At 68.3% G+C, this 24776-nt stretch carries 25 protein-coding genes; 6 read left to right on the top strand and 19 right to left on the bottom strand.

Annotation, left to right across the window (positions count from 1 at the left end; genetic code table 11):
- Positions 1-2: 2 nt before the first annotated feature.
- Together tssK and tssJ are read right to left on the bottom strand one after the other, a co-directional pair.
- Positions 3-1337 (bottom strand): type VI secretion system baseplate subunit TssK, encoded by a 1335-nt coding sequence (gene tssK / locus FS845_RS02965; RefSeq protein ID WP_144630634.1) that lies wholly within the window; start codon positions 1335-1337, stop codon positions 3-5.
- 87 nt (positions 1338-1424) lie between these two features.
- Positions 1425-1940: a type VI secretion system lipoprotein TssJ gene (tssJ, locus tag FS845_RS02960; RefSeq protein WP_186332169.1), complete on the bottom strand. Its 516-nt coding sequence runs from the start codon at positions 1938-1940 to the stop codon at positions 1425-1427.
- Positions 1941-2233: 293 nt separating this feature from the next.
- Between tssJ and FS845_RS02955 the strand changes: the two genes are divergently transcribed.
- Positions 2234-2635, top strand: a complete 402-nt coding sequence (locus tag FS845_RS02955) for a TssQ family T6SS-associated lipoprotein (RefSeq protein ID WP_144630632.1) — start codon at positions 2234-2236, stop codon at positions 2633-2635.
- Between the two features lie 66 nt (positions 2636-2701).
- A complete protein-coding gene (locus FS845_RS02950; RefSeq protein WP_144630631.1) occupies positions 2702-4045 on the top strand; it encodes an FHA domain-containing protein in 1344 nt (447 codons plus the stop codon).
- 111 nt (positions 4046-4156) lie between these two features.
- Here the strand turns inward: FS845_RS02950 and tssH are convergent, their stop codons facing one another.
- From tssH to rocF, 13 genes are all read right to left on the bottom strand, one after another.
- Positions 4157-6880: a type VI secretion system ATPase TssH gene (gene tssH, locus FS845_RS02945; RefSeq protein ID WP_144630630.1), complete on the bottom strand. Its 2724-nt coding sequence runs from the start codon at positions 6878-6880 to the stop codon at positions 4157-4159.
- A gap of 75 nt (positions 6881-6955) precedes the next feature.
- The gene (locus tag FS845_RS02940; RefSeq protein WP_260986118.1) at positions 6956-7357 is read right to left on the bottom strand and encodes a DUF2195 family protein; all 402 of its coding nucleotides are present in this window, start codon (positions 7355-7357) and stop codon (positions 6956-6958) included.
- A gap of 1 nt (position 7358) precedes the next feature.
- Positions 7359-7883, bottom strand: coding sequence for a tlde1 domain-containing protein (locus tag FS845_RS02935; RefSeq protein ID WP_144630629.1), 525 nt, complete (start codon positions 7881-7883; stop codon positions 7359-7361).
- On the bottom strand, positions 7880-8980 hold the full coding sequence (tssG, locus tag FS845_RS02930) for a type VI secretion system baseplate subunit TssG (RefSeq protein ID WP_186332168.1): 1101 nt from the start codon (positions 8978-8980) through the stop codon (positions 7880-7882). The genes FS845_RS02935 and tssG overlap by 4 nt, the downstream gene beginning before the upstream one ends.
- A 77-nt stretch (positions 8981-9057) precedes the next feature.
- Complete coding sequence (locus FS845_RS02925; RefSeq protein WP_144630628.1) at positions 9058-9711, bottom strand: DUF3540 domain-containing protein; 654 nt, start codon at positions 9709-9711, stop codon at positions 9058-9060.
- Between the two features lie 28 nt (positions 9712-9739).
- Positions 9740-11653, bottom strand: a complete 1914-nt coding sequence (gene tssF, locus FS845_RS02920; protein WP_144630627.1) for a type VI secretion system baseplate subunit TssF — start codon at positions 11651-11653, stop codon at positions 9740-9742.
- Positions 11653-12213: a type VI secretion system baseplate subunit TssE gene (tssE, locus tag FS845_RS02915; protein WP_144630626.1), complete on the bottom strand. Its 561-nt coding sequence runs from the start codon at positions 12211-12213 to the stop codon at positions 11653-11655. Before tssE ends, tssF begins: the two co-directional genes overlap by 1 nt.
- Positions 12213-13037 (bottom strand): type VI secretion system accessory protein TagJ, encoded by an 825-nt coding sequence (locus FS845_RS02910; RefSeq protein ID WP_144630625.1) that lies wholly within the window; start codon positions 13035-13037, stop codon positions 12213-12215. The genes tssE and FS845_RS02910 overlap by 1 nt, the downstream gene beginning before the upstream one ends.
- 136 nt (positions 13038-13173) lie before the next feature.
- Complete coding sequence (locus FS845_RS02905) at positions 13174-13641, bottom strand: Hcp family type VI secretion system effector (protein WP_144630624.1); 468 nt, start codon at positions 13639-13641, stop codon at positions 13174-13176.
- A gap of 80 nt (positions 13642-13721) precedes the next feature.
- The gene (gene tssC, locus FS845_RS02900; protein ID WP_144630623.1) at positions 13722-15227 is read right to left on the bottom strand and encodes a type VI secretion system contractile sheath large subunit; all 1506 of its coding nucleotides are present in this window, start codon (positions 15225-15227) and stop codon (positions 13722-13724) included.
- A 23-nt stretch (positions 15228-15250) separates the two neighbouring features.
- Complete coding sequence (gene tssB, locus FS845_RS02895; protein WP_144630622.1) at positions 15251-15811, bottom strand: type VI secretion system contractile sheath small subunit; 561 nt, start codon at positions 15809-15811, stop codon at positions 15251-15253.
- Between the two features lie 39 nt (positions 15812-15850).
- Positions 15851-16930, bottom strand: a complete 1080-nt coding sequence (tssA, locus tag FS845_RS02890) for a type VI secretion system protein TssA (RefSeq protein WP_144630621.1) — start codon at positions 16928-16930, stop codon at positions 15851-15853.
- Between the two features lie 259 nt (positions 16931-17189).
- Positions 17190-18122, bottom strand: coding sequence for an arginase (rocF, locus tag FS845_RS02885; protein WP_409929245.1), 933 nt, complete (start codon positions 18120-18122; stop codon positions 17190-17192).
- Between the two features lie 317 nt (positions 18123-18439).
- Here rocF and FS845_RS02880 point away from each other — a divergent pair, with 317 nt between their 5' ends.
- The 3 genes from FS845_RS02880 to FS845_RS02870 all read left to right on the top strand — a co-directional run bounded on the left by FS845_RS02880 (position 18440) and on the right by FS845_RS02870 (position 19876).
- Positions 18440-18742 (top strand): DUF4148 domain-containing protein, encoded by a 303-nt coding sequence (locus FS845_RS02880; RefSeq protein ID WP_144630619.1) that lies wholly within the window; start codon positions 18440-18442, stop codon positions 18740-18742.
- Positions 18743-18824: 82 nt separating this feature from the next.
- Positions 18825-19145: a DUF4148 domain-containing protein gene (locus FS845_RS02875; protein ID WP_144630618.1), complete on the top strand. Its 321-nt coding sequence runs from the start codon at positions 18825-18827 to the stop codon at positions 19143-19145.
- Positions 19146-19312: 167 nt separating this feature from the next.
- The gene (locus FS845_RS02870; protein ID WP_144630617.1) at positions 19313-19876 is read left to right on the top strand and encodes a TetR/AcrR family transcriptional regulator; all 564 of its coding nucleotides are present in this window, start codon (positions 19313-19315) and stop codon (positions 19874-19876) included.
- 61 nt (positions 19877-19937) lie between these two features.
- On the opposite strand, the gene FS845_RS02865 is transcribed toward FS845_RS02870, so the two are convergent.
- Positions 19938-20555 (bottom strand): TetR/AcrR family transcriptional regulator, encoded by a 618-nt coding sequence (locus tag FS845_RS02865; RefSeq protein ID WP_144630616.1) that lies wholly within the window; start codon positions 20553-20555, stop codon positions 19938-19940.
- 260 nt (positions 20556-20815) lie between these two features.
- Here FS845_RS02865 and FS845_RS02860 point away from each other — a divergent pair, with 260 nt between their 5' ends.
- Complete coding sequence (locus FS845_RS02860; RefSeq protein WP_409929257.1) at positions 20816-22903, top strand: TonB-dependent receptor family protein; 2088 nt, start codon at positions 20816-20818, stop codon at positions 22901-22903.
- A 15-nt stretch (positions 22904-22918) separates the two neighbouring features.
- Here the strand turns inward: FS845_RS02860 and FS845_RS02855 are convergent, their stop codons facing one another.
- The 3 genes from FS845_RS02855 to FS845_RS02845 form a co-directional block, all read right to left on the bottom strand.
- The gene (locus FS845_RS02855) at positions 22919-23539 is read right to left on the bottom strand and encodes a suppressor of fused domain protein (RefSeq protein ID WP_260986116.1); all 621 of its coding nucleotides are present in this window, start codon (positions 23537-23539) and stop codon (positions 22919-22921) included.
- Positions 23540-23654: 115 nt separating this feature from the next.
- The gene (locus tag FS845_RS02850; RefSeq protein ID WP_144630614.1) at positions 23655-24245 is read right to left on the bottom strand and encodes a hypothetical protein; all 591 of its coding nucleotides are present in this window, start codon (positions 24243-24245) and stop codon (positions 23655-23657) included.
- A gap of 99 nt (positions 24246-24344) precedes the next feature.
- Positions 24345-24743, bottom strand: a complete 399-nt coding sequence (locus FS845_RS02845; RefSeq protein ID WP_144630613.1) for a hypothetical protein — start codon at positions 24741-24743, stop codon at positions 24345-24347.
- Between the last annotated feature and the right edge of the window lie 33 nt (positions 24744-24776).

The raw sequence follows: 24776 nt of genomic DNA, 5'->3' as shown, positions 1-24776 counted from the left end.
TGCTAGTCGCGGACCGCCCAGAACTCCATTGCCAGGCCGGGGAACTCGCCCGCCAGATGCAGGGCCATCGCGCCGGTGCGTTCGAGCTGCTTCCAGAAGTCGCCGTTCTTGTCGAGCTCGAAGTACACGTAGCCCGCGCTGTATGGAATCTGCCGCGGCGCCACCGGCAGGGCGCGGACGGTGACGCCCGGCAGTTGCAGGTGGACCAGGTCGCGGATGCGGTCCACCGGGCCGATCTTGACCTGCGAGGGGAAGCGCGAGCGCATGGTCTCGGCCGGCATGTCGGCGTGCACGGCCAGCACGAAGCCCGCGGTGCGCAGCAGCTCGGCATCGGAGATCTGCGCGGTGCGCACGCCCTGGCCGCGGTCGTGCAGCGGAATCTGGATGGCGTGTTGCTCCAGCACGGCGGACAGCGAGCGGCGCAGCTCGGCCATCAGCGGCTCGAAAGTGGATTGCAGGTCGTCGTGCTCGTAGGCCGGCAGCACCTCGGGACGGCGCTGCGCGCTGGTGTAGGTGGCCAGGTCGCTGGCCAGCATCAGCCAGTCGTGGAACAGCCGCTCGGGGTGCATGTTGGGCACCTGGCGGGCGTGCCACAACGCGCCCACGTAGCGGTTGACGGTTTCGAGCAGCATGAAGTCGGCCACTTCGGACACGCCGCCGCGGCCGGGCTGCGTCAGGCGCTGCGCCAGCACTTCGCTGCGCGCGTCCAGCAGGCCGTAGAGTTCGTTGGTGAACGTGCGCAGGGCGGGCTGCAGCGCGGATTCCAGCCAGGGCGGGATGTAGCGGTCGTCCAGCAGCACGCGGTTGTCGGCGCGGCGCTCGATGACGCGGGCCACGCCCACGCCGATCCACTCGTCGCCCAGGTCCGTCTCCAGCATCAGGCGCAGGCGCAGGCGGCCCATCTGCACCAGCGCGGCCTCCATGCCCACGGCGCCGGAGTCCTCGATCTCGCCCTCGTGCACCTCGAAGCGCGCCAAGCTGTCCTGGCCTTCCTCGTAGATGACCTCGACGGCGCCCGGACGGCGGCGCGGCAGCGCCAGCATCACGCGCACATCGCGCGCGTCGGGGTCGACCTCCAGCGCGGCGGGCGCGTCCTTGGCGCGCTCGAACTCGAACGGCGTGCCGTCGGGCAGCACCCCTGCCGCCTGCATCAGCGCGACCTTGCCCAGCGCCAGCGCGTCGCGGTCGATCTCCAGGCTCGAGAAGCCCCAGAAAAAACCCTGCAAGGCCTGCGTACGCCGGCGCAGCAGCGCCTCGATGTGGCGTTCGAACTGCTGGAAATGCTGCGGCCGCAGGAACATGCCCTCCGACCAGACGACTTTGTTGTCCAGTGCCATATTCGTTTTATGTGATTGACAGAGACCCGGGTCGGCTCAGACCGGGTCGGCGGGTTGCGCTACGCGGCGCCGGGCCGCGGGCCTGCGTCAGAAAGGCCACCAGGAGCTCTCCCGGTCGACGAACTTCAGGCCCTTGCCGTCGACGGAAACGCGCACGGTCTCCTCGTTGGGCGAGAATTGCCAGATCTTGTAGATGTTGGTGTTCTGCGCCTCGGGCAGCGGCACGGTCAGGCGCCACTGGCTGTTTTCCAGGTCGCGGTAGCCGGCCACGATGCCGACCACGCGCGCCTCGACGCTGCCCTGATGCGTCACTTTCTTGGTTTCGCCCGGCTGCAGGATGACCTGGTCGGTCTCCAGCAGGGTCTTGCCCAGCGCCGCCTGCGGGTCGCCCTGCAGCGTGAAGTAGTCGCGCGCCTCGAATTCGCTGGACGAGCGCAGCTCGAATACCGTGACCTGGATCGGCGAGGGCCGGCCATTCTTGTCCAGGTTCACCTTCGGATCGGCGTACAGTTCGATGGCGTACGGCACCGCCCGCTTGCTGGCGGTGGACGAACATCCGACGGTGGCCGCCATAAGGATGACCAGGGGAGCCAGCTTGAGCATTCGCAGCGCCCGTTCCATGAATGATCCTCGTCGCGTCGCCATAGCGCCACCCGCTTCCCTGGTTACGAAAGCCGGTATCTTCAAGGCAGGCATACGGCTTTTTTATGACGAAATGTAGATAGTTACGCCTGTTACGGAGTGGTGAACCTGCTACGCGATTGGTCATATTTGGTTTACCACCCGAATCATTTCCAGGGCAGGCGGCCGCTATCATCGCTGCACGTCCGCGTCTGTAACCGGCCATCCTGGCCGAACGCCGCGGGTTCTCTCACCGTTCGCTCATGACCCTCACTATGAGAATGCAAGTGCGTTCCGGCCTGTTGGCCGCCGTGGTACTGCTGGCGGGCTGCGCCGCCAATAACTCGCCCACCTCCCCGGCTCCGGTCGTCCTCACGCAAGAGGCGCGCGACCAGATGCAGCAGGTGCGCGATGCCTACAACGCTGGCCGCTATGGCGACGTGATCCGCCAGGTGGCGACGTCGGACGTCCTGCATCAATCCACCACCGAGGTCCGCATCGAGGCGCTGAAGCTGCAGTCGTTCAGCTATTGCCTGACCGACTACCGGCAGCTGTGCGAAGACGGATTCCACCGCATTCTGGCCATCGATCCCAGCTTCACGCTGTCGCCCAGCGAGGCGGGCCATCCGCAGTGGGGACCGGTCTTCCGCAAGGCGAAAGGGACGCAGAACGGCTGAGCAGGGCTACCCGGGCGGCGTCCCAGGCGGCGCCGCCGACCGGCCCCGGCAATAAGGAAGACGGCCATGACCCTCACCCTGATCCAACGCAATCCCGATGCCTCGGCCGCCCCACGCCAGGCCGAGTTCCGCGCTCCCGGCGGCACGCTGGGCCGCGATCCCGCCAATCATCTGGTACTGCCGGACGAGTCCGGCAAGCTGTGCCGCGTGCAGGCCGCCCTGCGCGTCGATCCCTACGCCTGCCGCCTGCGCAACCTCAGCTCGATGAGCTTCGTCAGCGTCAACGACGTACCGCTGGCCGCCGGCCAGGAACTGTCCATCGCACCCGGCGACACGCTGCGCATCGGTGCCTACGTGCTGGGCGTGGAAGTGACGCAACCGGCCGTGGCGGCCGCGGCGGGGCCCAGTACGGCGCCGACGCTGGGGCCAGTGGCCGCGGCGGGCTTCGTTGCGGCGCCTCCGGCTGCGCCCACTTCGGTGGCGGCGGCGGCCGTGTCGCCAACACCGGTTTCTCCGGCGGTCGTCTCGACGGCGGGCGTGTCCACGGCGGCCGTCTCCATGGCCGCCCCGGCCGCGGCCCCGCGTGCGCCCGAGCCTCTGTACGCGCCCGAACCCATTCCGGAGCCGCCGCGCGCCCCGGCCGCGGCCCCGCAGCCCGCCGCCGTGGCATCCGAATCGGCCGCACGGGCCCCGGTCGACCGCGACCCGGTCGATCGCGACCCGGTCGACCGCGACCCCATCCCGCCCGCACCGTCCGCGGCGCCTCATCCCATGGCGCCGCCGGACTTCCCCGACCTGTCCGATTTCGACGCCCTGGGCAAGCCGCCCGCCGGCGATCGGGACCCGCTGCTGAGCGCGGCGCCCGCCCCGCTCGCCCCCGAACCCGAACCGCAGCAGCCGCCCGAAGACGTCTTCAGCGGCCTGTTCGGCCCGGGCACGCTGCCGGTGGGCACGGTGTCCGACGTCTCGGCCCATCCGTTCGAGATGGAGTCCGCCCAGAAGCGCAACGCGGCCGATCCGCTGTCGCACCTGCCCCGCGGAGACGCCTCGGTGTCGCGCCCCCAGCGCGATCCCCTGGCGATGTTCGATGCGCCGCATGGCGGCCATGACGTGTTCGCCGACCAGACGCCGTCGACGCTGCCTGCGCACGACCCGCTGACGTCGATGCGTTCCGACCCCGTGCGCGACACGCTGCAGCGTCCGCGCGAGTCCGACGGCCGCATGTCCACGCGCGACAACGCGCCCATGTCGGGCTCGTTCCTGCGCCCAGCCGCGCCGCGCGCGCCCGCCCGGACGGGCAACGAGCGCGGCACCGACCGTAGTCACGGCGACCGTAGTCACGGCGACCGTGTTCACGGCGACCGTGTTCACGGCGACCGCACTCGCGGCGGCCACGACAACGACCATTGACGCACGCGCCGGGCGGCCATCACAGGCCGGCCCGCCGCGACATCTACCGCTGCAAATGACGACGGGCCGGCAATCGCCGGCCCGTCTTGCGTGCGCCCCTGCCCTTCGGGCTCAGGCGTACTCGTAGGCGAACTCGCCGTCCTTGGCCGACAGGCGCAGGCGGGTCCAGCCGTGCCCGTCGCTGCCCAGCGAGGCGCCCAGCAGTTCGCGGCTGATCTTCGGCAGCACGCGGTGCGTCAGGATGGCGTCGACCATGCGGCCGCCCGACTCCACCTCGGTGCAACGTTCCACCACCAGCGCCTCGGCGGACGGGTCCACCTCCAGCGTGATGCCGTGGTTTTCCTGCAGGCGGCTGGCCACGCGGCCGAACTGCAGCGCCACGATGCGCTTGAGCACGTCGTCGGCCAGCGGCAGGTACGGCACCGCCACCAGGCGGCCCAGCAGCGCGGCCGGAAAGACTTCGAGCAGCGGCGCGCGCAGCGCCGTGGCCAGCGCGTCGGGCTCGGGCATCAGCGAGGGATCGGCGCACAGGCGCGCGATCAGGTCCGAGCCCACGTTGGCCGTCAGGATGATGACCGTGTTGCGGAAGTCGATGTAGCGGCCCTCGCCGTCTTCCATCCAGCCCTTGTCGAAGACCTGGAAGAAGATCTCGTGCACGTCGGCATGGGCCTTCTCCACCTCGTCCAGCAGCACCACGCTGTGCGGCCGGCGGCGCACGGCCTCGGTCAGCACGCCGCCCTCGCCGTAGCCCACGTATCCGGGCGGCGCGCCCTTCAGCGTGGAGACGGTGTGCGACTCCTGGAACTCGCTCATGTTGATGGTGATCAGGTTCTGCTCGCCGCCATACAGCGACTCGGCCAGCGCCAGCGCCGTCTCGGTCTTGCCCACGCCGCTGGGGCCGCACAGCAGGAACACGCCCACGGGCTTGCCCGGATCGGTCAGGCGGGCGCGGGCCGTCTGGATGCGCTGCGCGATGGTGTCCAGCGCATGGCGCTGGCCGATCACGCGGCGCTCCAGGGTGTCGGCCAGGTCCAGCACGGCGCGCGCTTCGTCGCGCACCATGCGGCCCACCGGGATGCCGGTCCAGTCGGCCACCACGGCCGCCACGGCGGACGCATCCACCGCGGGATGGATCAGCGGATTCTCGCCCTGGCTGCTGACCAGCTCGGCATTGGCCTGGCGCAGCTCGTCGCGCAGGCCCTGCTCGGCGGCCTCGTCCCGTTCGGCCGGCGCCTGGGCGGCGGCCTCGCTTTCGGCGGACGCAAGGGATTCGCCAGCCTCGGCCTCGGCGGCCGGCGGCGCATCGGCCTGGGGATCCAGCTTCTGGCGAAGGGAGAACACCTGGCGCGCCAATTGCGCCTCGCGGTCCCAGCGCGCGGCCAGCCCGGCTTCTTCCTCACGCACGGCCACCAACTGCGCCTCGATGTCGGAGACGCGATCCGGACCGCCGATGCCCAGGCGCGATTCGCGCTCGGCAATACCCAGTTCGACGTCCAGCGCCTCGATGCGGCGGCGCGCGTCTTCCAGCGCGGCCGGCACGGCCTGCTGGCTGACGGCCACGCGCGCGCACGCCGTATCGAGCAGCGCCACGGCCTTGTCGGGCAGCTGGCGCGCGGGAATGTAGCGATGCGACAGCCGCACCGCGGCCTCGATGGCCTCGTCCAGCAGCAACACGCGGTGGTGCGACTGCAGGGCGGCGGCCAGGCCGCGCAGCATCAGCACCGCGCGCGCCTCGTCGGGCTCGTGGATCTGGATCACCTGGAAACGCCGGGTCAGCGCGGGATCCTTCTCGATGTACTTCTTGTATTCCGACCAAGTGGTGGCGCCGATAGTGCGCAACTGGCCGCGCGCCAGCGCCGGCTTCAGCAGGTTGGCGGCGTCGCCCGTGCCCTGCGCGCCGCCCGCGCCGATCAGCGTGTGGATCTCGTCGATGAACAGCACGATGGGCTTCTCGCTGGACTGCACCTCGTCGATCACCTGGCGCAGGCGCTGCTCGAACTCGCCCTTCACGCCGGCGCCGGCCTGCAGCAGGCCGATGTCCAGCAGGTACAGCGACACGTCGCGCAGCGGTCCCGGCACGTCGCCGGCCGCCAGGCGCAGCGCCAGGCCCTCGACCACGGCGGTCTTGCCCACGCCAGCCTCGCCGGCCAGCAACGGGTTGTTCTGGCGGCGGCGCATCAGTACGTCCACCATCTGGCGGATCTCTTCGTCGCGGCCCGACACCGGATCGAGCTTGCCGGCGCGCGCCTGCGCGGTCAGGTCCACCGCGAAGCGGGCCAGCGCGGAACCGCCCTCGCCCGCCGGGCCGCCGGCGGCGGCGGGGGACCCGCCGTCGGCCAGGGGCGGCGCCTCGGCGTCCTCGGGCGAGCCCTGCACCAGCTCGGCGAAGCGTTCCATCAACACGTCGGGCACGATGCGCTTGAACTGCCCCGACATGCCCGCCAGGACGTTGCGCAGGCTGTAGGTGCGCGCCAGCGCCAGCAGCAGATGGCCGCTGCGGATGCGCGAGGCGCCGTAGCGCAGCGAGGCGAGCACCCACGCCCGCTCGACGGCGCTATCGACGTGTTCGGACAGGTCGGACACCGAACCGGCGCCGCGCGGCAACTGGTCCAGCGCCGTGGCCAGGTCCTGTTGCAGGCGGCCGAAGTCGATCTCGAAGGCGCGCGCGATGCGATGCAGATCGCTGTCCTGCATCTGCGCCAGCGTGTGGACCCAATGCACCAGTTCCACGTAGGGATTGCCGCGCAGCTTGCAGAACGCCGTGGCGCTTTCCAGCGTCTTGTACAGCAGCGGGTCGAGTTTGCCGAACAGGTCGGCACGGCCGATATCGGACATGATGCTCCGTCGAAGGTAGGGGTTATGGCACTGCTTTAGTTGTTCACCGCATCAGTCTTCTTGCACTGCACTTGCTCAATCGGCCGGCGCGCAGCTCAGCGTCACCTCCATCGCGCGGTCGCCGACGACCTGGGGATCGCTGGCAAGGACCAGCGTGCGCTCGCCCGATTTCATGATCGGAAACACGCCCGACTGGGTGAAGCTCTGCGTGCCGCCGTCCAGCTTGACGGTGGCGCGGTACGAGGCCAGGGCCGACTTGCAGCCGCACTGACCGATCGACTTGCCAACCTGCAGCGTCAGTTGCTGCAGCACCAGGTTGTGCTCGGCGCTGCGCACGCCGGGCGCAACCTGCACGCATTCGGCCAGGGCGTTCTTGATGTTCACCGGCCCAGCGGCCTGGCTGGCGGCCGGCGCCAGCGCAAGCAGCGCCGGCAGGCTGGCCGCGGCCAGGCGGACCATCGCGCGTCTGACCGCCATCTCAGCCCCCGACCTTGGTGCCGCCATTGGTGCCGCGGTTGGCCACGTAGTCGACCTTCAGCAGCACGGTGTTGCGGCCGCTGGATTTCGCGAAGCCCAGCAGCAGCGGGAAGATGCGTTGCTCGACCTCGATGCAGCCATGGCTGAAGCCCTTGATCGAGTCGTGCAGGTAGAAGCCGCCGCGCTTGACCGAGCAGCGGTTGGCGGTCGCCGTGTCGGCCGCTTCCATGCGGGCGCGGTAGGTGCCCCAGTTGGCCCAGTACTCTTCGCAGCTGCCGGCGGCCTGGCCACGCGGAATCTGCTGGATCCCCCAGGACGGTGCCAGGTTGCACATCTCGCGGCCATCGTCGCGGGCCGTGCCCTGGTTGGCCAGGAACACCTTGTACAGGCCCGGCGGCACAGGACCGGCGTCCGGCGTGCACGATTCGGTCGGCGTCTGGAAACCAGGCATGCCGCTGGTCGCGCGGAACTTGCCATGGCCGCCCCAGGTCAGCACCTGGCCGTCGTACGTCATGTCAGGGATCATGCTGTCAGCTCCTCTTGCTCGGGTTGCTCTTGCTCGGGTTGTCTGACGCGCGCGCCCCGCTGGCGCTCGCGGCTTTCGTAATCCAGCAGCAGTTCTCCGGCGTCGCCCTGCTGCTCCTGCCGGTTGCCCAGCCAGGATGCCAATCCCAGCGGCGCTGCCTCGCCCAGCCGCACGCCGCGCACCTCGTCGCGGCGCATGATGGGCCGGAAATCCCAGGCGAACTCCACACCCACGTAATGCCGCACCCAGTGCGTGACCTGGCTGGCACGCGTGCCGCCCGGCAGGAACGATACATAGTCGTCGCGGCTCAGCGGCCCCACTTCCAGGCGGAACTTGTGCTGCGCGTCGCGCACGGCCACGCCCAGCAGCGTGTCCCGGCCCAGGCCCGCGCGCCCGCCCAGCCCCAGCCGCTGGCGCGGTTCCAGGCGGATCCATTGCGGCACGTGCTCGCGCACCTTCACGGGCAGCGAGAAGAAGGTCTCCAGGATGTGGCGCAGTCCCTCGGGATTGCGCGTCTGGCGCAGCAGGTGGCCCGCCATGTAGTACTTGGCGTGGTCCATCACGCTGTCGCGGCGCCGCATGGACGGCACGCCCATGTGCATCAGGCTGGCCACGTAACGCGTGAAGCGCTCCTCGCGCCGGTCCAGGCTGACGGTGCTCTGCGCATCGGCCCAGGCGCGGTAGAACAGCAGGATCAGGCGATGATGGAACAGGTCGGCGAAGGCGCTGAGCGTGGGATCGCCGTGGTGGAACATGCGTTCGCGCGCATGTTCCGTCAAGTGCAGCGGCAGCGGGCCGTTGGGGCCGAACAGGCCGAAACTGTAGATGGACAGTTCGGGCGGGCCGTTCTCCGTCGCCAGCCTGGCCGAGGCCAGCGTGGCTGGCGCGAAGGCCATCGACGGCTCCTGCCGCAGGCGCACGGGCTCGTTGCGCGGCGAGGCGTCCCGGCCCAGCGGCGAACGCGCGCCCGCGCGGGCATCGATCCAGCGCAGCACGTGGAACAGGTCGTGCGCGTATGGCGCTCGTTCCAGGTCTTCCCAGAAGCCCTCGGGCAGGTTGCCGCCCCCGCGCACGCCCGCGCCGGGTCCGGCAGGCATCGGCATGGCCGGCGCCGGGTCGGCCCAATCGGAATCGGCCGCGGGCGAGGAATCAACCATGGTCGACGCCGACATGCCTACCCCATGTGGACTTGCTTGGCATCGACCTTGACCAGCGCATCGGCGGTCACCACGGTATAGGGCGCATGCACGCGCGCGCTCTGCTCGGCCTGGTAGTCCATCGTGCCCACGCGCACGTGCTCGACCTCGCTGGCGCTGCGAAAAGCCAGGCGGGACAGGTGCGACAAGCGGTCCACCACGGCCTCGTAGACCTTGCCCACCAGGCGCATGGTGCCCACGGCCCCGTGCACCTCGCCCGCCAGGTAGTTCATGCGCGCGGCGGTGCAGCCCGCTTCCCTGGCCTGCACCTGCAGCGTCTCGGTCTCGACCCGCACGCCCGCGCGGCCGGCGATGCGCACGTCGCCCGCGGCCTGCAGCGCCACGTCGCCGGTGCGCGAACGCAGCACCATGCGCCCTTCCATTTCCACCGTGCCGCTGGCGGGATCGGCCTGCTCGATCACGGCGATCAGGTAGACGCGCGATGCATCGGGGCCGCTGATCATCACCGTGTCGCCCACCTCGGGCGCCAGCAGGCAGCTGGCGGCGCGGCGCGCCAGCCATTCGCGGCCATCGCAGCGCACGGCGTAGTCGCCGTTCTCGCCACGGCGCACCAGGGTGCCGATCAGGTGGACCGGATCGTATTGGGGATAACTGCGCTGGGCGGCTTGCATGATGGGTCTTCCTTGAAAGTCGTTTTTGCTACACGGCGGGCCGGCTGCCCATGCGGGGCTGCCATCGGGCCAGTTCGCCGCGCTGCAGCGTCGACAGGACCAGCTCCGACATCATGTTGATGGACACGTGACGGGCGAAGAATTGCTCGAGCACCGCGCCGAACAGGTACGGGCTGATGCCCGAGAAGGCGGCTTCGTCGACCTGCAGGTCGATGCGCACGCCGCGCCCGTAGAGCATGGGCCCGGGCAGCGGCAGGCGGTGATGCACCGGCGAGGCCTGCACGTGGCGCACCCCCGAGATGTGCTTGCGCACCACCGGGTCGGCCAGGTTGCCGTACAGGTTCAGCAGTTCGCGCAGGGTCTGCGCGCCCTGGTCCGAATCCAGGTCGGTCAGGCTGAGATAGTGCAGGCCCAGGTGGCTGATCAGCTGCCACGACGCGGCGTTGTCCGCCAGCGCCGTCGACGGCCGGGTCGGGCCGTGCAGCACCTTCACGGCCTTCACGGGCGCGGACACGCGCAGCGTGAAATCCGATTCGCCGCCCAACGGCAGCAGCATCGGCAGGTCGCGGTTGGTGCAAAGCGTCTCCAGCGTCAGGTGCCGCAGCGCGCCGGAGAACGGCGCCTCCTGTCGGTCGACCAGCGACAGGAACACTTCGCTGCCGGTATAGCTGGTGCGCGTGCCGTGGCGCCGCGCCGAGTCCGACGACAGCCGCGGCTCGCGCCGCATCGAGTAGTACGCGCCGTAGTCGTCGGTGTCGGCGCCGAACGAACCGTAGAACGGCCGGAACTCCTGTTCGGGCCGCTGCGCGGAGACGTGCCCCAGCACCTTCGTCACGCTGTAGACCTCGAAGTCCATCGGACGCGTGCGGTCCACCACCACGTGGTACTCGTAGGTGCGCGGCGTCACGGCCACGCGGTCGGCCCGGCGCGGGAACAGGTTGATCACTGGCGAGCAGTGCAGCGCCAGATTCTCGGCGCTGATCGTGCCTTCCAGTTCAGGCGCGGCCGCCGACAGCAGCAGTGTCAGGTCGAAGCTGCGCGTCTCGGGCCTGCCCGCGCCCTTGGCGCCGGCCGCGCGCGCCGTGCGCAGGCCGCGCTTCAGGCCGTTCAGGCTGAAGAACAGATAGCGGCGCGGGCAGGCGAAGTATTCCTGCAGCAGGCGGTATCCCTGGAACACGCGCGTCTCGGTCGGCAGCAGCGCCTGGTCGTCCGCGAAGCCTTCGTGGCGCAGCGTGTCCGCAGGCAGGCGGTTGATCCACGCCGTCGGGCGCGCGCTGTCGTGCGCCAGCACGGCCACCGTGTGGCCCATCACCAGCTCCATCAGGCGCTGCATGGGCACGTCCTGGCCGTTCAGGTAGAACACCAGCTGGTCCAGGTCCAGTTCTTCCAGCGTCACGCCGCCGCACACCTCGATGCGGATGCGCAGCGCGCTGACCACGCCGGCGTTGCGTCCGCCCAGGCCCATGCGCGACAGCGGCAGGTCGGGCGGCGGCCCGGTGAACTCGGCCTCGGTCACGCGCAGCGGCCACAGCCGCACTTCGTGCCCGGTCATGAATTCGCAAGGCGTCTGTTCGTTGCGCGCCAGGCGGCCGCGCAGCATCGTGCCGCGCGGCAATGTGAAGCCGCCCGACAGCGAGCCTTCGTTCATGCTGGGCGAGAACTGCACCACGGCCATCGAAGGCGTGGGCGCCAGGTAATGCGGGTGCACCACTTCCAGCAGCCGCTGCGTGAAGCGCGGGAACTCGGCATCCATCTTCAGGTGGATGCGCGCCGCCAGGAAGCTGAAGCCCTCCAGCATGCGCTCGACGTAGGGGTCGGCGACCTCGGTGCCGTGCATGCCCAGGCGGCCCGCCACCTTGGGAAACTGCTTGGCGAACTCCGCGCCCATCTCGCGCATGTAGACGAGTTCGCGGTTGTAGTACTCGAGCAGACGCGCATCCATCAGGCGATACCTCCGACGTCGCGCAGATCCATGTGTCCGCTCTCCAGGTCGATGTCGGTGCGGAACAGGAATTCCATGGGGTACGGCACGCACCAGAGCATGCCGCGGATTTCGAGCGTGAGCACGTTGTGGTGCTCCAGCGTGCCGGTGTCGCTGATGCAGCGCACTTCGACCGACGATTCCAGGATGCGCGGCTCGAAGGTGGCGATGGCGTCGCGGATCGACGTCTCGACGTCGACCCAGTCGATGTCCGACATGCGGCGGCCGGCCATGGCGCGCACGCCGAAGTTCAGGCAGGAGCGCGGTACGCTGTCGTAGGCCGACAGGTCCTGTGTGGTTTCCAGGTTGACGGTGTTCAGCAGCCAGCGCAGGTCGCGCAGCACGGCATTGCGCAGCTCGTTGTGCGTCAGCATCGACGCCTCGGCCGCTTCTCCGCGGCGCTGCGGCTCGTTGTCCATCAGGCGATCCAGCAGCGAAGGCTGCAGGCGGTCGCGCGCGACGCGGCCGTCACGCGTCAGCGGCGGGCGTTCCGGCGGGCCACCGGCGTTGCGGTGGCCCATCAGGCGGCCTCTTGCCGCAGGCCGCGCACGTCCAGCAGCGCGAATTCGCCCGCGTCGGTGATCCACATCTTCTGGCCGGCGCCGGCATAGGTGCCGTCGGCCAGTTCGCGCCACTGCGTCACGCGGCCCAGGCGCAGGTGTTCCTCCTGGTCGGCCATGCGTTCGCCGGGGGCCGCGGGATAGCGCGCCGGGATCAGGCCCGGCAGCGTGCGGCCATCGGCCAGCAGGATCTCGGCACGGGCCCAGACCACGTCGCACAGGCCCTCGGGCGCCAGCAGCGCGATCTCGCTGATGTCCTCGAAGGGCACCCAGCCGTACTGGCCGGCGGTGATCAGTTCGCAGACCGGGCCCAGGCGGCTGTCGCCGTCGCCGATCCACGCATACGGTTCGGGAGCCGCCTCGTCGGCGGCGCCGGTCAGCGCGCCCGCGCTGACCTGTGCGGCCTCGAGCGCCTGCGCACGCAGCCCGGCGGCCTTTTCGGGCTCGGCGGCGTCGGCGTGCAGCGCCTGGACCATCAGGTCGCACCACTCCGGGTGCGACGCGAAGAAAACCGGGGCGCCGTTACCGGCCAGCACCTGCTCGCGCTGCTTTTCGCCCTCGATGGCCTGCGTGTACATCATGGCCATGGGGCGGGACTGCATGCTGAACTGCGAGCACAGCCGCAGTTGGTCGGCGGCGCGCTTCCAGTCGCCCTGCACGGCGGCCAGCTGGAACAGCTGGGCGCGCAGATCGGCGTCGTCGGGAGCGCGGCGGATGCGCGACTCGATGGCCTCGAGGTGCTGCGACAGGCTGCCGTCACGCAAGGACAAGACGGAGTTCTGCATGGATGACATCCCGGTTCGAAGAAGAATTCTTTGAAAACGCCGTTTGAAACGAAATGGCGGGGTCGCGAGGGCCTGCCAGGCCCGATCGCGCCCCGCGTTTGCTACGCTGGAAAGCGGGCTATACGCCGGAGGCGGATCAGCCGACTTCCTTGTTCTGCTTGATGTCCCAGGCGACCAGGCTTTCGGCGCCCTTGCCGCCCGAAGCAGTCTGCTCCCAGTATTGCTGGCGCACGCGCGCAGCCTGGAAAGCGTAGTTCACCAGCACGGCTTCGGAGCCGTTGTCGGCGGCAACCTGCACCGACGTCACCAGCACTTCTTCCAGGGTGACCTTGCTGTACTCGACTTGCTGGCCGCCGGCCTTGCAGATCGACAGTTCGATCTTGCTCAGGTGCTTGCCGCTGGCGCAATGCTTCATGACAGCGGGGGCAGCCTTGTCGATGCGGGCAACCACGTGCAGGTCGTTGAAGCTGGCCTTGCCAGCGCCTTGGCCGCCGCCGGTAGCCAGCGTGGCCGGCTGGGTGGCGCCCCACGAGAAGGACACGATATCGGTCCATTCCTTGTGGTTGGCGTCCTTGGATTCGCCATTGGCGCCTTCGATCTTCATGAACATGTCAACAGCCACTTACTTTCTCCCTTAAAGTCGCATTGAATGCCAGGCGGAATGCCTGGCCCGTGAATGTGCCCTCAACCCTCGTTCTGTTTGAGCGAAGGCAGTTTGGACACCAGTCGCAGCGATACCGTCAGCCCTTCGAGCTGATAGTGCGGCCGCAGGAAAAACTTCGCGGAGTAGTACCCAGGGTTGTCCTCGATCTCCAGGACCTGCACCTCGGCGGCGGCCAGCGGCTTGCGCGCCTTGGTTTCCTGCGAGGAATTGGCCGGATCGCCATCCACGTAATTCATGATCCAGTCGTTCAGCCAGCGTTCCATTTCATCGCGCTCGCGGAACGAACCGATCTTGTCTCGCACGATGCACTTGAGGTAGTGCGCGAAACGGCAGCAGGCGAACAGATACGGCAGACGCGCGGCCAGCTTGGCGTTCGCACTGGCGTCCGCGTCGTGGTACTCCTGCGGCTTTTGCAACGACTGCGCGCCGATGAAGGCCGCGAAGTCGGAGTTCTTGCGATGCACCAATGGCATGAAGCCGTTCTTGGCCAGCTCGGCCTCGCGGCGGTCGCTGATGGCGATTTCGGTGGGGCACTTCATGTCCACGCCGCCGTCGTCGGTCGGGAACGTGTGGCACGGCAGGTTCTCGACCGCGCCGCCCGATTCCACGCCGCGGATCGACGTGCACCAGCCGTACAGCTTGAACGAACGGTTGATGTTGGCCGCCATCGCATAGGCCGAGTTGGCCCAGGTGTAGCGGTCGTGGTTCGCGCCGTCGGTGTCTTCCTCGAAATCGAATTCGTCCACCGGATTCGTGCGCACGCCGTACGGCAGGCGCGCCAGGAAACGCGGCATGGCCAGGCCGATGTAGCGCGCGTCCTCCGACTCGCGCAGGCTGCGCCAGGCGGCGTATTCGGTGTTGGTGAAGATCTTGGTCAGGTCGCGCGGGTTGGCCAGCTCCTGCCACGAATCCATCTGCATCACGTTTGGCGAGGCGCCGGTGATGAAGGGGCAGTGCGCGGCGGCCGAGATGCGCGCCATCTCGCCCAGCAGCTCCACGTCCGGGGGGCTGTGGTCGAAGTGGTAGTCGCCCACCAGGCAGCCGATGGGCTCGCCGCCGAACTGGCCGTACTCTTCCTCGTACACGCGCTTGAAGATCGGACTCTGGTCCCAGCCCACGCCCTTGTAGCGCTTGAGCGTGCGGCCCAGGTCCTTTTTCGACATGCACATGAAGCGGATCTTCAGCAGCTCGTCGGTCTCGGTGTTGGTGACCAGGTAGTGCAGGCCGCGCCACGCACCCTCGAGCTGCTGGAACTCGGCGTTGTGCATGATCAGATTGACCTGCTCGGACATCTTGCGGTCGATCTCGGCGATGATGGCCTGGATCGTGCGATAGGCGTCCGACGACAGGCCCACGCCGCTGTTCTGCAGCGCCTGGTGCGCCAGGGTGCGCACGGCGTGCTCGACGGCCTCGCGGGCCTGCTCGGTCTTGGGCTTGAACTCTTTCTTCAGCAGCGACGAGAGGTCATCGGCTTCGAGCGTCTCGACTGCTTTGTTGGTACTGGCGCGATTGGCCACTGCTGTCATGGCGTTCTCCGTATCCGTCGGGTTCAGTTGGCGTCCTTGGACGCGGTGGCTTCGCCGGATTCGGCGGCGTGCGCAGCGGTGGTATTCGGCGCGGCGGCCAGCGAGTTCAGCAGGGCGGGGTTCTTCAGCACCTTGCCGATCAGTTCCTCGGCGCCGTTCTTGCCGTCCATGTAGGTCAGCAGGTTGGCCAGCTGGGTGCGGGCCTGCAGCAGTTCATCGAGCGGGCCGACCTTGCGCGCCACGTTGGCGGGCGAGAAGTCGTCCAGGCTCTCGAACGTGATGTCGACGTTCAGGCGGCCGTCGCCGGTCAGCGAGTTCTCGACCTGGAAGGCGGCGCGCGGGCGGACCGACTTCATGCGCTCGTCGAAGTTGTCGATGTCGATATCCAGGAACTTGCGCTCGTTCACGTCGGGCTGCGGCGTGTCCGACTTGCCGGCCAGGTCGGCCAGCACGCCCATGACGAACGGCAGCTGGATCTTGCGCTCGGCGCCGTAGATCTCCACGTCGTACTCGATCTGCACGCGCGGGGCACGGTTTCTGGCGATGAATTTCTGTCCGCTGCCTTTCAGAGTGGTATTTGCCATCGTTGTGATCTCCCGAAGAAGTGTTTTTTGCCGGGACGCTTACGAACCGGTGTGGGTACGGTTTTCCGCGTCGCGCGGGATCCAGGCTTCGAACTGATCGAGACCCTGCGGCGCCAGGTTGCGCAGAATCTCGTGGAAACTGAGAGGAATGAGCTGCTGCACGCGGCGGATCAGCACGGGGGCGGGATGGCTGGGCTCGTGCGCCTCGAAATAGGCGCACACCTTGGCCAGCATGGCCGCGGCTTCCTCGCGGCTGGTGATCTGGGCCTCCTGCCAGCGCACGACGTGCTGCACGACCGTGGGGCGCTCGGCGAGCGCCGCGGCCGGCGCGGCGACGACGGCGTCCCCCAGGTCCTGCTCGGTCATCTCGGGCGGCGTCTCGGGCGCCACGCCCGTGCCCGAGTCCATGTCGCTCCAGACGCGCCGCACGGTGTCCAGGCTGCGCAGCACGCCCGAATAATCGGGGCTCCAGGAGCCGCCCAGGCGGCTGGTCGTGTGTTCCTGGATACCGCGCAACGCGGCGGCGGCATCGCTGACGGCCAGCACCGCGGGTTCGGGGCCCAGCCACGCCTGGCGCAGGCTCTCGGTCAGCCGCGGACGGCCGCCGGGGTAATCAGTGTCGGTCTTGCTGCCTTCCAGCAGCGATTCGGCATCGCGCATCGTCAGCTTGCCGTGCACGTCGTCCAGCAGTACCGCCGAACGCACGCTGCGGGCGCAGCCCAGCGGGTCGCCCAGCGACGCCAGCGCGTTCATGCGCGGCATCGGGTCTTCCTCGCCATACACATCCAGCCGCGGATGCACGTCTTCCCAATAGTGTTCCAGCGTGCTGGCCGCGAGGGCCACGCCCTGGGCATAACCGGGCACGCCGCGGATCTCGGTCCATGCCTGGGTCAGGAAGGCGATCACGCGCAGGTCGCGCGTGCGCTCGAGCAACGCCAGGGCCAGCTTCTCGACGTTGCGCCAGTCAGGAGGCTGGGCCGGGATAATCGTCGCGCCGAACTGCTGCTCGCTCTTGCCCACCGTGGCCTGCTGCAACTGAAGGAACTCGGGGTCGTACTCGAGGTCTTCGCCGCAGGGCAGGTTCGGTTCCAGCGTCTTCAGCAAATCGGCGAATTCCATGTTCGTCATCAGGCGCGCAGCGGTAAAAGAACCGGGCTCGCCCGCTGGCGACCCCGTCAGACGTGCGAATTCTATGCACGCCCTTGGAGGCCACCAATGACATCTAACATGTCCTGTCGCTTCTTACCTTTTGATAACACCCCAGCAAAAAATCAAACGTTTCTTTTTATTTACGATGGCACTATTGTCACATTAGTATGTTATAGGCTGTGTCGCGTTTTTCGGTGGCATTCAAGCGGGTTTTCCCTGGACCGCCAGGCTATTTCGGCACCCTCATCAGGGTGGATTTCCCGAACAGGCTTTCCACCAATTCGACTGCTACGGTAGCCGTCTTATTGCGCACGTCCAGGGCCGGGTTCAGTTCGACGACGTCAACCGAAAGCAGCAATCCGGTGTCGGCGATCATCTCCATGCACAGCTGCGCTTCGCGGTATGTCGGCCCCCCAGCAACTGTGGTGCCCACGCCCGGCGCGATTTCCGGATCCAGGAAGTCCACATCGAAACTGACGTGCAGATGCGTGTCCGCATCCAGCCCCGCCAGCGCGGCGTCCATCACCGCGCGCATGCCCACCTCATCCAGATAGCGCATGTCGTAGACCTCCAGCCCGGCCTGGTGCACCAGCGTGCGCTCGCCCTCGTCCACGCTGCGGATGCCGATCTGCCTGATCCAGCCGGGTTCGATGGCCGGCCGCTCTCCCGACAATCCGGTCAGCGCCGGCGGGCCGTTGCCGCACAGGCAGGCCACCGGCATGCCATGCAGATTGCCCGTGGGCGTCAGCAGGTGGGTGTTGAAGTCGGCGTGGGCATCCAGCCACAGCACCCGCAGCTTGCGGCCCACGGCCCGGCAATGCCGCGCCACGGCGCTGATCGAGCCGATGCCCAGGCTGTGGTCGCCGCCCAGCATCATCGGCAGGCAGCCGTCGGCCAGGGCCTGGCCCACGGCATCGCGCACCAGCGTGTTCCAGGCCACCACTTCGTCCAGATGCCGGTAGCCGTCCACGGGAGGCCTCCAGGGATTGGTGGGCCCCTGCAGGTTGCCAGCGTCCTCGACGCGCAGCCCGCGCCGCGCCAGCATGTCCGCGATGCCCGCCACCCGCAGCGCCTCCGGGCCCATGGAGGCGCCCCGCACGCCCGCCCCGATGTCGGTCGGCACGCCGATCAGTCGTACGGCCAGATCTGAAGGAATGTTCACGCGGACCTCCTGCAAGAGCTTGCTGCGGCGCCAGCGCGCCGCCCCGGGAATTAGAGTATCGCGGGGGCAGTCTATTCCCGCCCTCATAGGAGAAAAGGGCGCATGGAAATATCTGCTTGCAATTTAAGAGCGAAATTCCAGGGTTAACCCGAAAATTTCGCTTGCGCACCTATCTAGTAGTAGGTAATATTTGATCCATGGACGACGCAACGACAACGACGCAACGCCCAGACATCCAGACCGGCTTTTTTATTTGACCGCTTACCTACCTATGAATAGATAAGCACCCTGACCAAAGACTTTAAAAGGAAATCATCATGAAGACCATCGCCTCGACCCTGATCCTTGCCGCCAGCCTGATCGGCGCCGCCGCCCACGCCGCTGACAACGTCGAACCCAACGACACCCCGTTCCAGGGCGTCTACGGTCAACAAGAGCACGCCAGCAAGACCCGCGCGCAAGTGCAAGCCGAACTGGCCGCCGCCCGCGCCCAAGGCCAACTGACCTTCGGTGAAGCCGACCAGCCCGCCTACACCGGCGTCACCCCGAACCGTGCGCAAGCGGACATCGCCCCGATCCACGCCGACCGTGCCAACGCCTGGTATCCCGACGGCGCCTGATCTCCGGCCCTAAAAAATTTCGACCTAAACCTACCTACTGCTAGATAACCTTTCCGTACAGACGGAATCCAAGGAGCCAACCATGAAAGCCTTTGCCGCCAGCCTGCTGATCCTGTTCGGTGTGAACGCCTATGCCGCCGACAACGTCGAACCCAACGACACCCCGTTCCAGGGCGTCTACGGGCAACAAGAACAAGGCGCCAAGACGCGCGCCCAGGTGCTCGCCGAACTGGCTGACGCCCGCGCGAACGGACTGACGTTCCAGGCCGAATCCGACGGTCCCGCGTTCGCCGGCCAGGCCGCGTCCAGCACGGTGTCCCGCGCCCAGGTCCGCCAGGAACTGGCCGAGGCCCGCAACGCCGGCCAGGTCAGCTTCGGTGAACTGGATTACCAGGTCAACTGATGACCCGGCACCACGCACCGGACGCCCGACCCTTGTCCACCGGCACGCCCCGCCCGCGACGGCGCGGGGCGGCCGCGGGCAAGCCTGCCGAGCGTCCGTTCCGCTGGCCATTTCCGGCCGCCTCTACAGGAGCCGTCGCACACTGAATCCTCATCCGGAGCTGCATCATGGATACCGAAACCACCCGCAACCAGCTTGTCGCCCACGCCCAGCGCCTGATCCAGGAACGCGGCTACAACGGCTTCAGCTACCGCGACCTCGCTGAGCTGGTGGGCATCAAGACCGCAAGCATCCACTATCACTTCCCCCAGAAGGAAGACCTGCTGCTCGCCGCCGTGGAGGCCTACCATGCGCAATGGCGCACGGCCATACGGACGATCGCGCCGGACCTGCCGGCCGCTGGCAAGCTGCAGCAGTACATCGCCCTGCACACACGAACATTCGGCGGCACCGCCCGCGTCTGCCTGGGCGGCGCCCTGGCGGCCGACCTGGGCTCGCTGCCCGCGCCCGTGCGCCCCGCCCTGCAGGCGTTCTACCGCGCCAATGAAGACTGGCTGGCCGATGTGCTGGCCGAAGGCGCGCGCGACGGCTCGCTGCCGGCGCAGCCCGATTGCAAGGCCGGCGCACGCGCGGTCTTCGCGGCGCTGCAAGGCAGCCTGTGCGCATCGCGCCTGTTTGGCGACAGCGAACGGCTGCGCGACCTCCTGCCGGCGCTGGCGACCGCGGCCTGAACGAAACGTTGGAGTGAAGGATATGTGCCCTGGGATGCCTGCGATGCAGGCCCCCGGGGCATCAGGCCGTCTGGGTTTGGTGCGCGCGTTGCACCGACGCGAACACGTCGTGCACACGGTCGGGCGACTGGAACAGGCGCGAGGCCAGCAGCGCGCCCTGCAGCGCGGAGAACAAGGTGCGAGCGTCGGTCTGAGGATCGCCCGACGACTTCAGCGTGCCGTCGCGCGCGCCCTCGGCAAAGACCTTGGCCAGCCAGTTCTCGTGCTGGCGATAGAAATTCTGCAGCGCGTGGCGCACAGAATCGGGCACCGAGTTGAAGTCGGCGGTCAGCATGCCGCACATGCAGACCTGGTCGCCCGCCTGCCGCGTAAACAGGGCGGCGTACCGCGCCAGGCGCTGCTGGGCCGGCAAGGATTCGTCTACGCCGCGCACCGCCTGCATGGCGCGGCCGGTGTAGTCCTCGACCGCCGCCAGCAGCAGGTCTTCCTTTTGCGGAAAGTGGTAGTGGATGCTGGCCGTCTTCACGCCTACGTGCTCGGCCAGGTCGCGATAGCTGAAACCGTTGTAGCCGCGCTCGCGCATCAAGGTCTGCGCATGGCAGATGAGCTGGTCGCGGGTGCTGCCCGATGCTGCGCCGAGGGACTTGGCGGCGGGTGCGGCTTGGGAGGTTTCGGACATGGCGGCAGGGTCTTGCGGGCGAAATTTGATGCTATCTACTGGTAGGTCGGAAGTCAAGGGAATGTCCAGAAGCCGCTTCGAACCGTAGCCGAGGCGACGCGGCCAGGCTGGTATCCTGCGTAACGGCGCCCGCGAGGCGTCCGCGCGATACCGATTCGTTCTCGCCTGCCCGCGCCAGCCCACCGCCGTTCAGGGCTGCCTCATTCCCTACAGGTTTCCGCATGCGCCCTGCCCTGCCCCGCGCGCTCCGCCCCTTGTCCATGGCGATCGGCCTGGCGCTGACCGGCATGTCCGCATTCGCCACCGCCCAGCAGACGCCCACCACCACGCTGGCGCCCGTGGTGGTCAGCGGCACGCGGGTCGGCACCTCGGTGCTGGACACGCCGGCTTCGGCCGACGTCGTGGAAGGCGCCGCGCTGCGCGCGCGCCAGCCGGGCATCAACCTGTCGGAAGGGCTGGGCGGCGTGCCCGGCCTGCAGATCCAGAACCGCCAGAACTACGCGCAGGACCTGCAGCTGTCGATCCGCGGCTTCGGGGCGCGCTCCACCTTCGGCGTGCGCGGCGTGCGGCTGTACGTGGACGGCGTCCCGGGCACCATGCCCGACGGCCAGGGCCAGACGTCCAACATCGACATCGCGTCCATCGACCGCGTGGAAGTGCTGCGCGGCCCCTATTCCGCGCTGTACGGCAACTCGTCGGGCGGCGTGGTGCAGATATTCACCGAGGACGGGGCGCGGCCGCCCAGCCTGTCGGGCAGCTTTTCGGCGGGCAGCGACCGCACCATCCGCTACGGCGCCAAGGCCAGCGGCGTGACGGGCTCGGGTTCCGCCGTGGGCGAGCTGGACTACGTGGTCAGCGTCAACCGCATGACCACCGACGGCTACCGCGACCACAGCGCCGCGCGCAAGACGCTGGGCAATGCCAAGCTGGGCCTGCAGCTGGACGAGGACAGCCGGCTGACCCTGGTGATGAACAGCGTGAACCTGTCCGCGCAGGACCCGCTGGGCCTGACGCGCGAGCAATTCGAACGCGATCCGCGCGGCGTGGCCGATCCCGCCATTGCCTTCGACACCCGCAAGACGGTGCGGCAGACCCAGGGCGGCCTGGTCTACGACCGCGACCTGGGCGGCGGCGACTCGCTGCGCGCCATGCTGTACTACGGCCAGCGCGATACCGTGCAATACCAATCGATCCCGGTGGCGGTGCAGCAGCCCGCCACGCATGCCGGCGGCGTGATCGACCTGCACCGCGAATACGGCGGCGCCGACCTGCGCTGGACCGGCCGCCGCACCCTGGCAGGCGGCCCGCTGACGCTGGTGGGCGGCCTCTCGTACGACACCATGGAAGAGCGCCGCAAGGGCTACAACAATTACACCAGCCCCACGCAGCTGGGCGTGCGCGGCGCGCTGCGCCGCGACGAGACCAACAACGTCTACAACCTCGATCCCTATGCCCAGGCCTCGTGGCAGTTCCAGCCGCGCTGGACGCTGGATGCCGGCCTGCGCTACAGCACCGTGCGCTTCGATTCCGACGACGACTACATCGTGGCCGGCAACGGCGACGACAGCGGCGGCGCGCGCTACCGCAAGCTGCTGCCGGTGACGGCGCTGCGCTACGCACCCACGCAGGACGCCAGCGTCTACGTGTCGTACGGCCGCGGCTTCGAGACGCCGACCTTCAACGAGCTGTCGTATCGACCCGGCGCGCAGCCGGGCATGAACTTCGGGCTGGCGCCGTCCGTCAGCAACAACGTCGAGGTGGGCGCCAAGCTGCAACTGCCGACCGGCCTGCTGACCGCCGCGGTGTTCCAGACCAGCACCGACGACGAGATCGTGCCGGACACCAGCATCGGCGGGCGCAGCACCTTCCGCAACGCGGGCCGCACGCGCCGCAACGGCGCCGAACTGGAATGGCGCCACGACTTCGCCAGCCATGCGCGCATGCAGCTGGCCTATTCGTGGCTGGACGCGCGCTATCGCGACTCGGTCTCGGACGTCATCCAGGCCGGCAACCGCATTCCCGGCACGGCGCGGCACGCGTTCTACGCGGGGTTGTCATGGCAGCCGCCTGAGGGCTGGCAGGCGGGCGTGGATGCCCGCTACCTGAGCAAAATCTACGCCAACGACGCCAATACCGATGCCGCGCCCAGCTACGTCATCGCGTCGGTCAGCGCGGGCTACGCGTGGCGCGTGGCGGCCTGGCGCATCGACGCCTATGCGCGCGTGGACAATCTGTTCGACCGCCAGTACGCGGGCTCGGTCATCGTGAACGAAGGCAACGGCCGCTACTATGAACCCGCGCCCGGCCGAACGTGGACGGCCGGCGTGGGGGCCTCGTATTCGTTCTGACAGGCTGGCGGTTGACTACCAGAGCGACTTGCGCGTCAGGTCGTAGATGTCGGGGTTGTGTTCCAGCATCTGGTCCTCGAAGGCTTCGCCGCCGTGCTTCTCGACGTAGTCGAGTTCGGCCTGCGAGATCGGGAACACCTGCAGCCAGTTGACCATGAAGTCTTCCAGTTCGATGCGCGGGAACTCGCCGTCGTTCCAGGAGAACGGGGCGCACAGGTACAGGTGCGGCGTGGTGGTCTTCGGATAGTATTCGGACACACAGTCCGGCAGCACGCTGCCCGGGCGCACGGCCTGGCCGCCGCGCATCAGCGCGAAGGCCGCCGTGGCCATCACGTTGGCCCACAGCGCCAGGTCGTCCGGCATGTCGGCGCATAGCTCGATGCGGGTCTTCATGGGCTCGCCGTCGTCGTGCCGCAGCTCGCTGGCGAACAGGCCCAGGGTGCTGAACGAGGTCAGTCCCTCTTCCGGCTGGTCACGCACTTCCAGCAGGTCGATGGACAGGCCGTCGATCTCGTCATGGTGATAGGCGCGCACGACCGGCTTGCCGCCGATGATGGACCACGCGTGGCGGGCCAGCGCCTGATGCTGCGGGGAAGGTGGCGGAGAGGCTTTCGATTCGGGGGCCAAGGCAGTCATCCATTCCAGGGGTCGGGTGGGCCCGCCGGTCCGGTGAACGAGTCGGCGTGAACGGCGGGCCAGCGATGAACCATTGTATGCACCTGCCGTGCGCACTACGACCCGGCCTCGGCCTTCAGCCCTCGACCATCTGCATGAAGACGTCGGCCTGCTCCTGCGGCAGGACCTCGCGGATGCGCGCCTGCAACGCCTGCACGAACCCGGGCCGCAAGGCATAGGTATCGTCGTACACGTCCTGCCCATGCTGGCGCAGGAACAGGTCGCCCCAGGCGTGCAGCGCGGCGGCCAGGTCTTCCATGCGCGCGGCCAGGACCTGGGGCTGCCAGCTGCCCGCCCCGTGCCGCGCGAACATCACCTCGATGTGCGCCAGGGCCAACCGGCCGATGATGGGGTCGCCCAGCGCGTGGCCCAGCACGATCCAGTCGTCCGGCCAGCCTTCCAGCGGCCTGCCGTCGGCATCCATGGCATAGCCGATCTGCGCGGCCTGCAGGGACGTGGGATGGCTGAACAGATAGAGGTCTTCCGCCACCCACGGAATCGACATGTCGGCGTCGCGCAGCGCCTTGCGCCACAGCGTCAGGTCGGGATGGTAGGGCATCCACGCCAGGGCCTCGGCCGAGGGCGCGGGCAGCGTCTCTTCGGCCACGTCGGGCATGCCGCGCAAGTCGGCGAAAAGTTGGTGGATGTCGGTCGTGCGGGGTTCCATGCAGGCGGAGAATACCAAAAACCCCGTATGGGTGCCCGGATGCGTCAGGATGAGGCCTACCGCGCCAGGTGGACGCCTTCCCCAGCGTTTTGCCATGCGTCAGTTACGACGGCTTACGGGCTTCGTGCACCAGAAGATCAGCGCCAGCAGGGCCGCCTGCAGCGGCAGGCGCGCGACCAGCGCCCAGTACGGCACGGACGAAAAATCCGCGGCGTGCTGGAGCATGAAAACGTTTGCCGGCGTCACGGCGATCGTCAGCAGGACCAAGCCCCACCCCGCGGCCCGGCGCGACCGCCGCCACAGCACGCCGAAGGCGCCCAGCAGTTCGAAGACTCCGGTCAGCAGAACGGCCTCGCGCGGCCAGGGCACCCAGGGCGGGACGATGCGCATCTCGATGTCGGTGGCGGCGAAATGGGCGATGCCTCCGATGAAAAACCAGAAGAAGACGAAGGCCAGGGCGAGTTTTCTGCTGGCGCTGGGAGCGGCGTGTTGGTTCAAGGTTATTCCTGCGCATCGTCCAGAAGACCGGCG

It is taken from the genome of Bordetella genomosp. 13, from assembly GCF_007679965.1.
In the GTDB taxonomy this organism is placed as follows: domain Bacteria; phylum Pseudomonadota; class Gammaproteobacteria; order Burkholderiales; family Burkholderiaceae_B; genus Bordetella.
The sequence above is the reverse complement of the archived record's forward strand: the minus strand, read 5'-3'. Positions and strand labels throughout refer to the sequence as shown.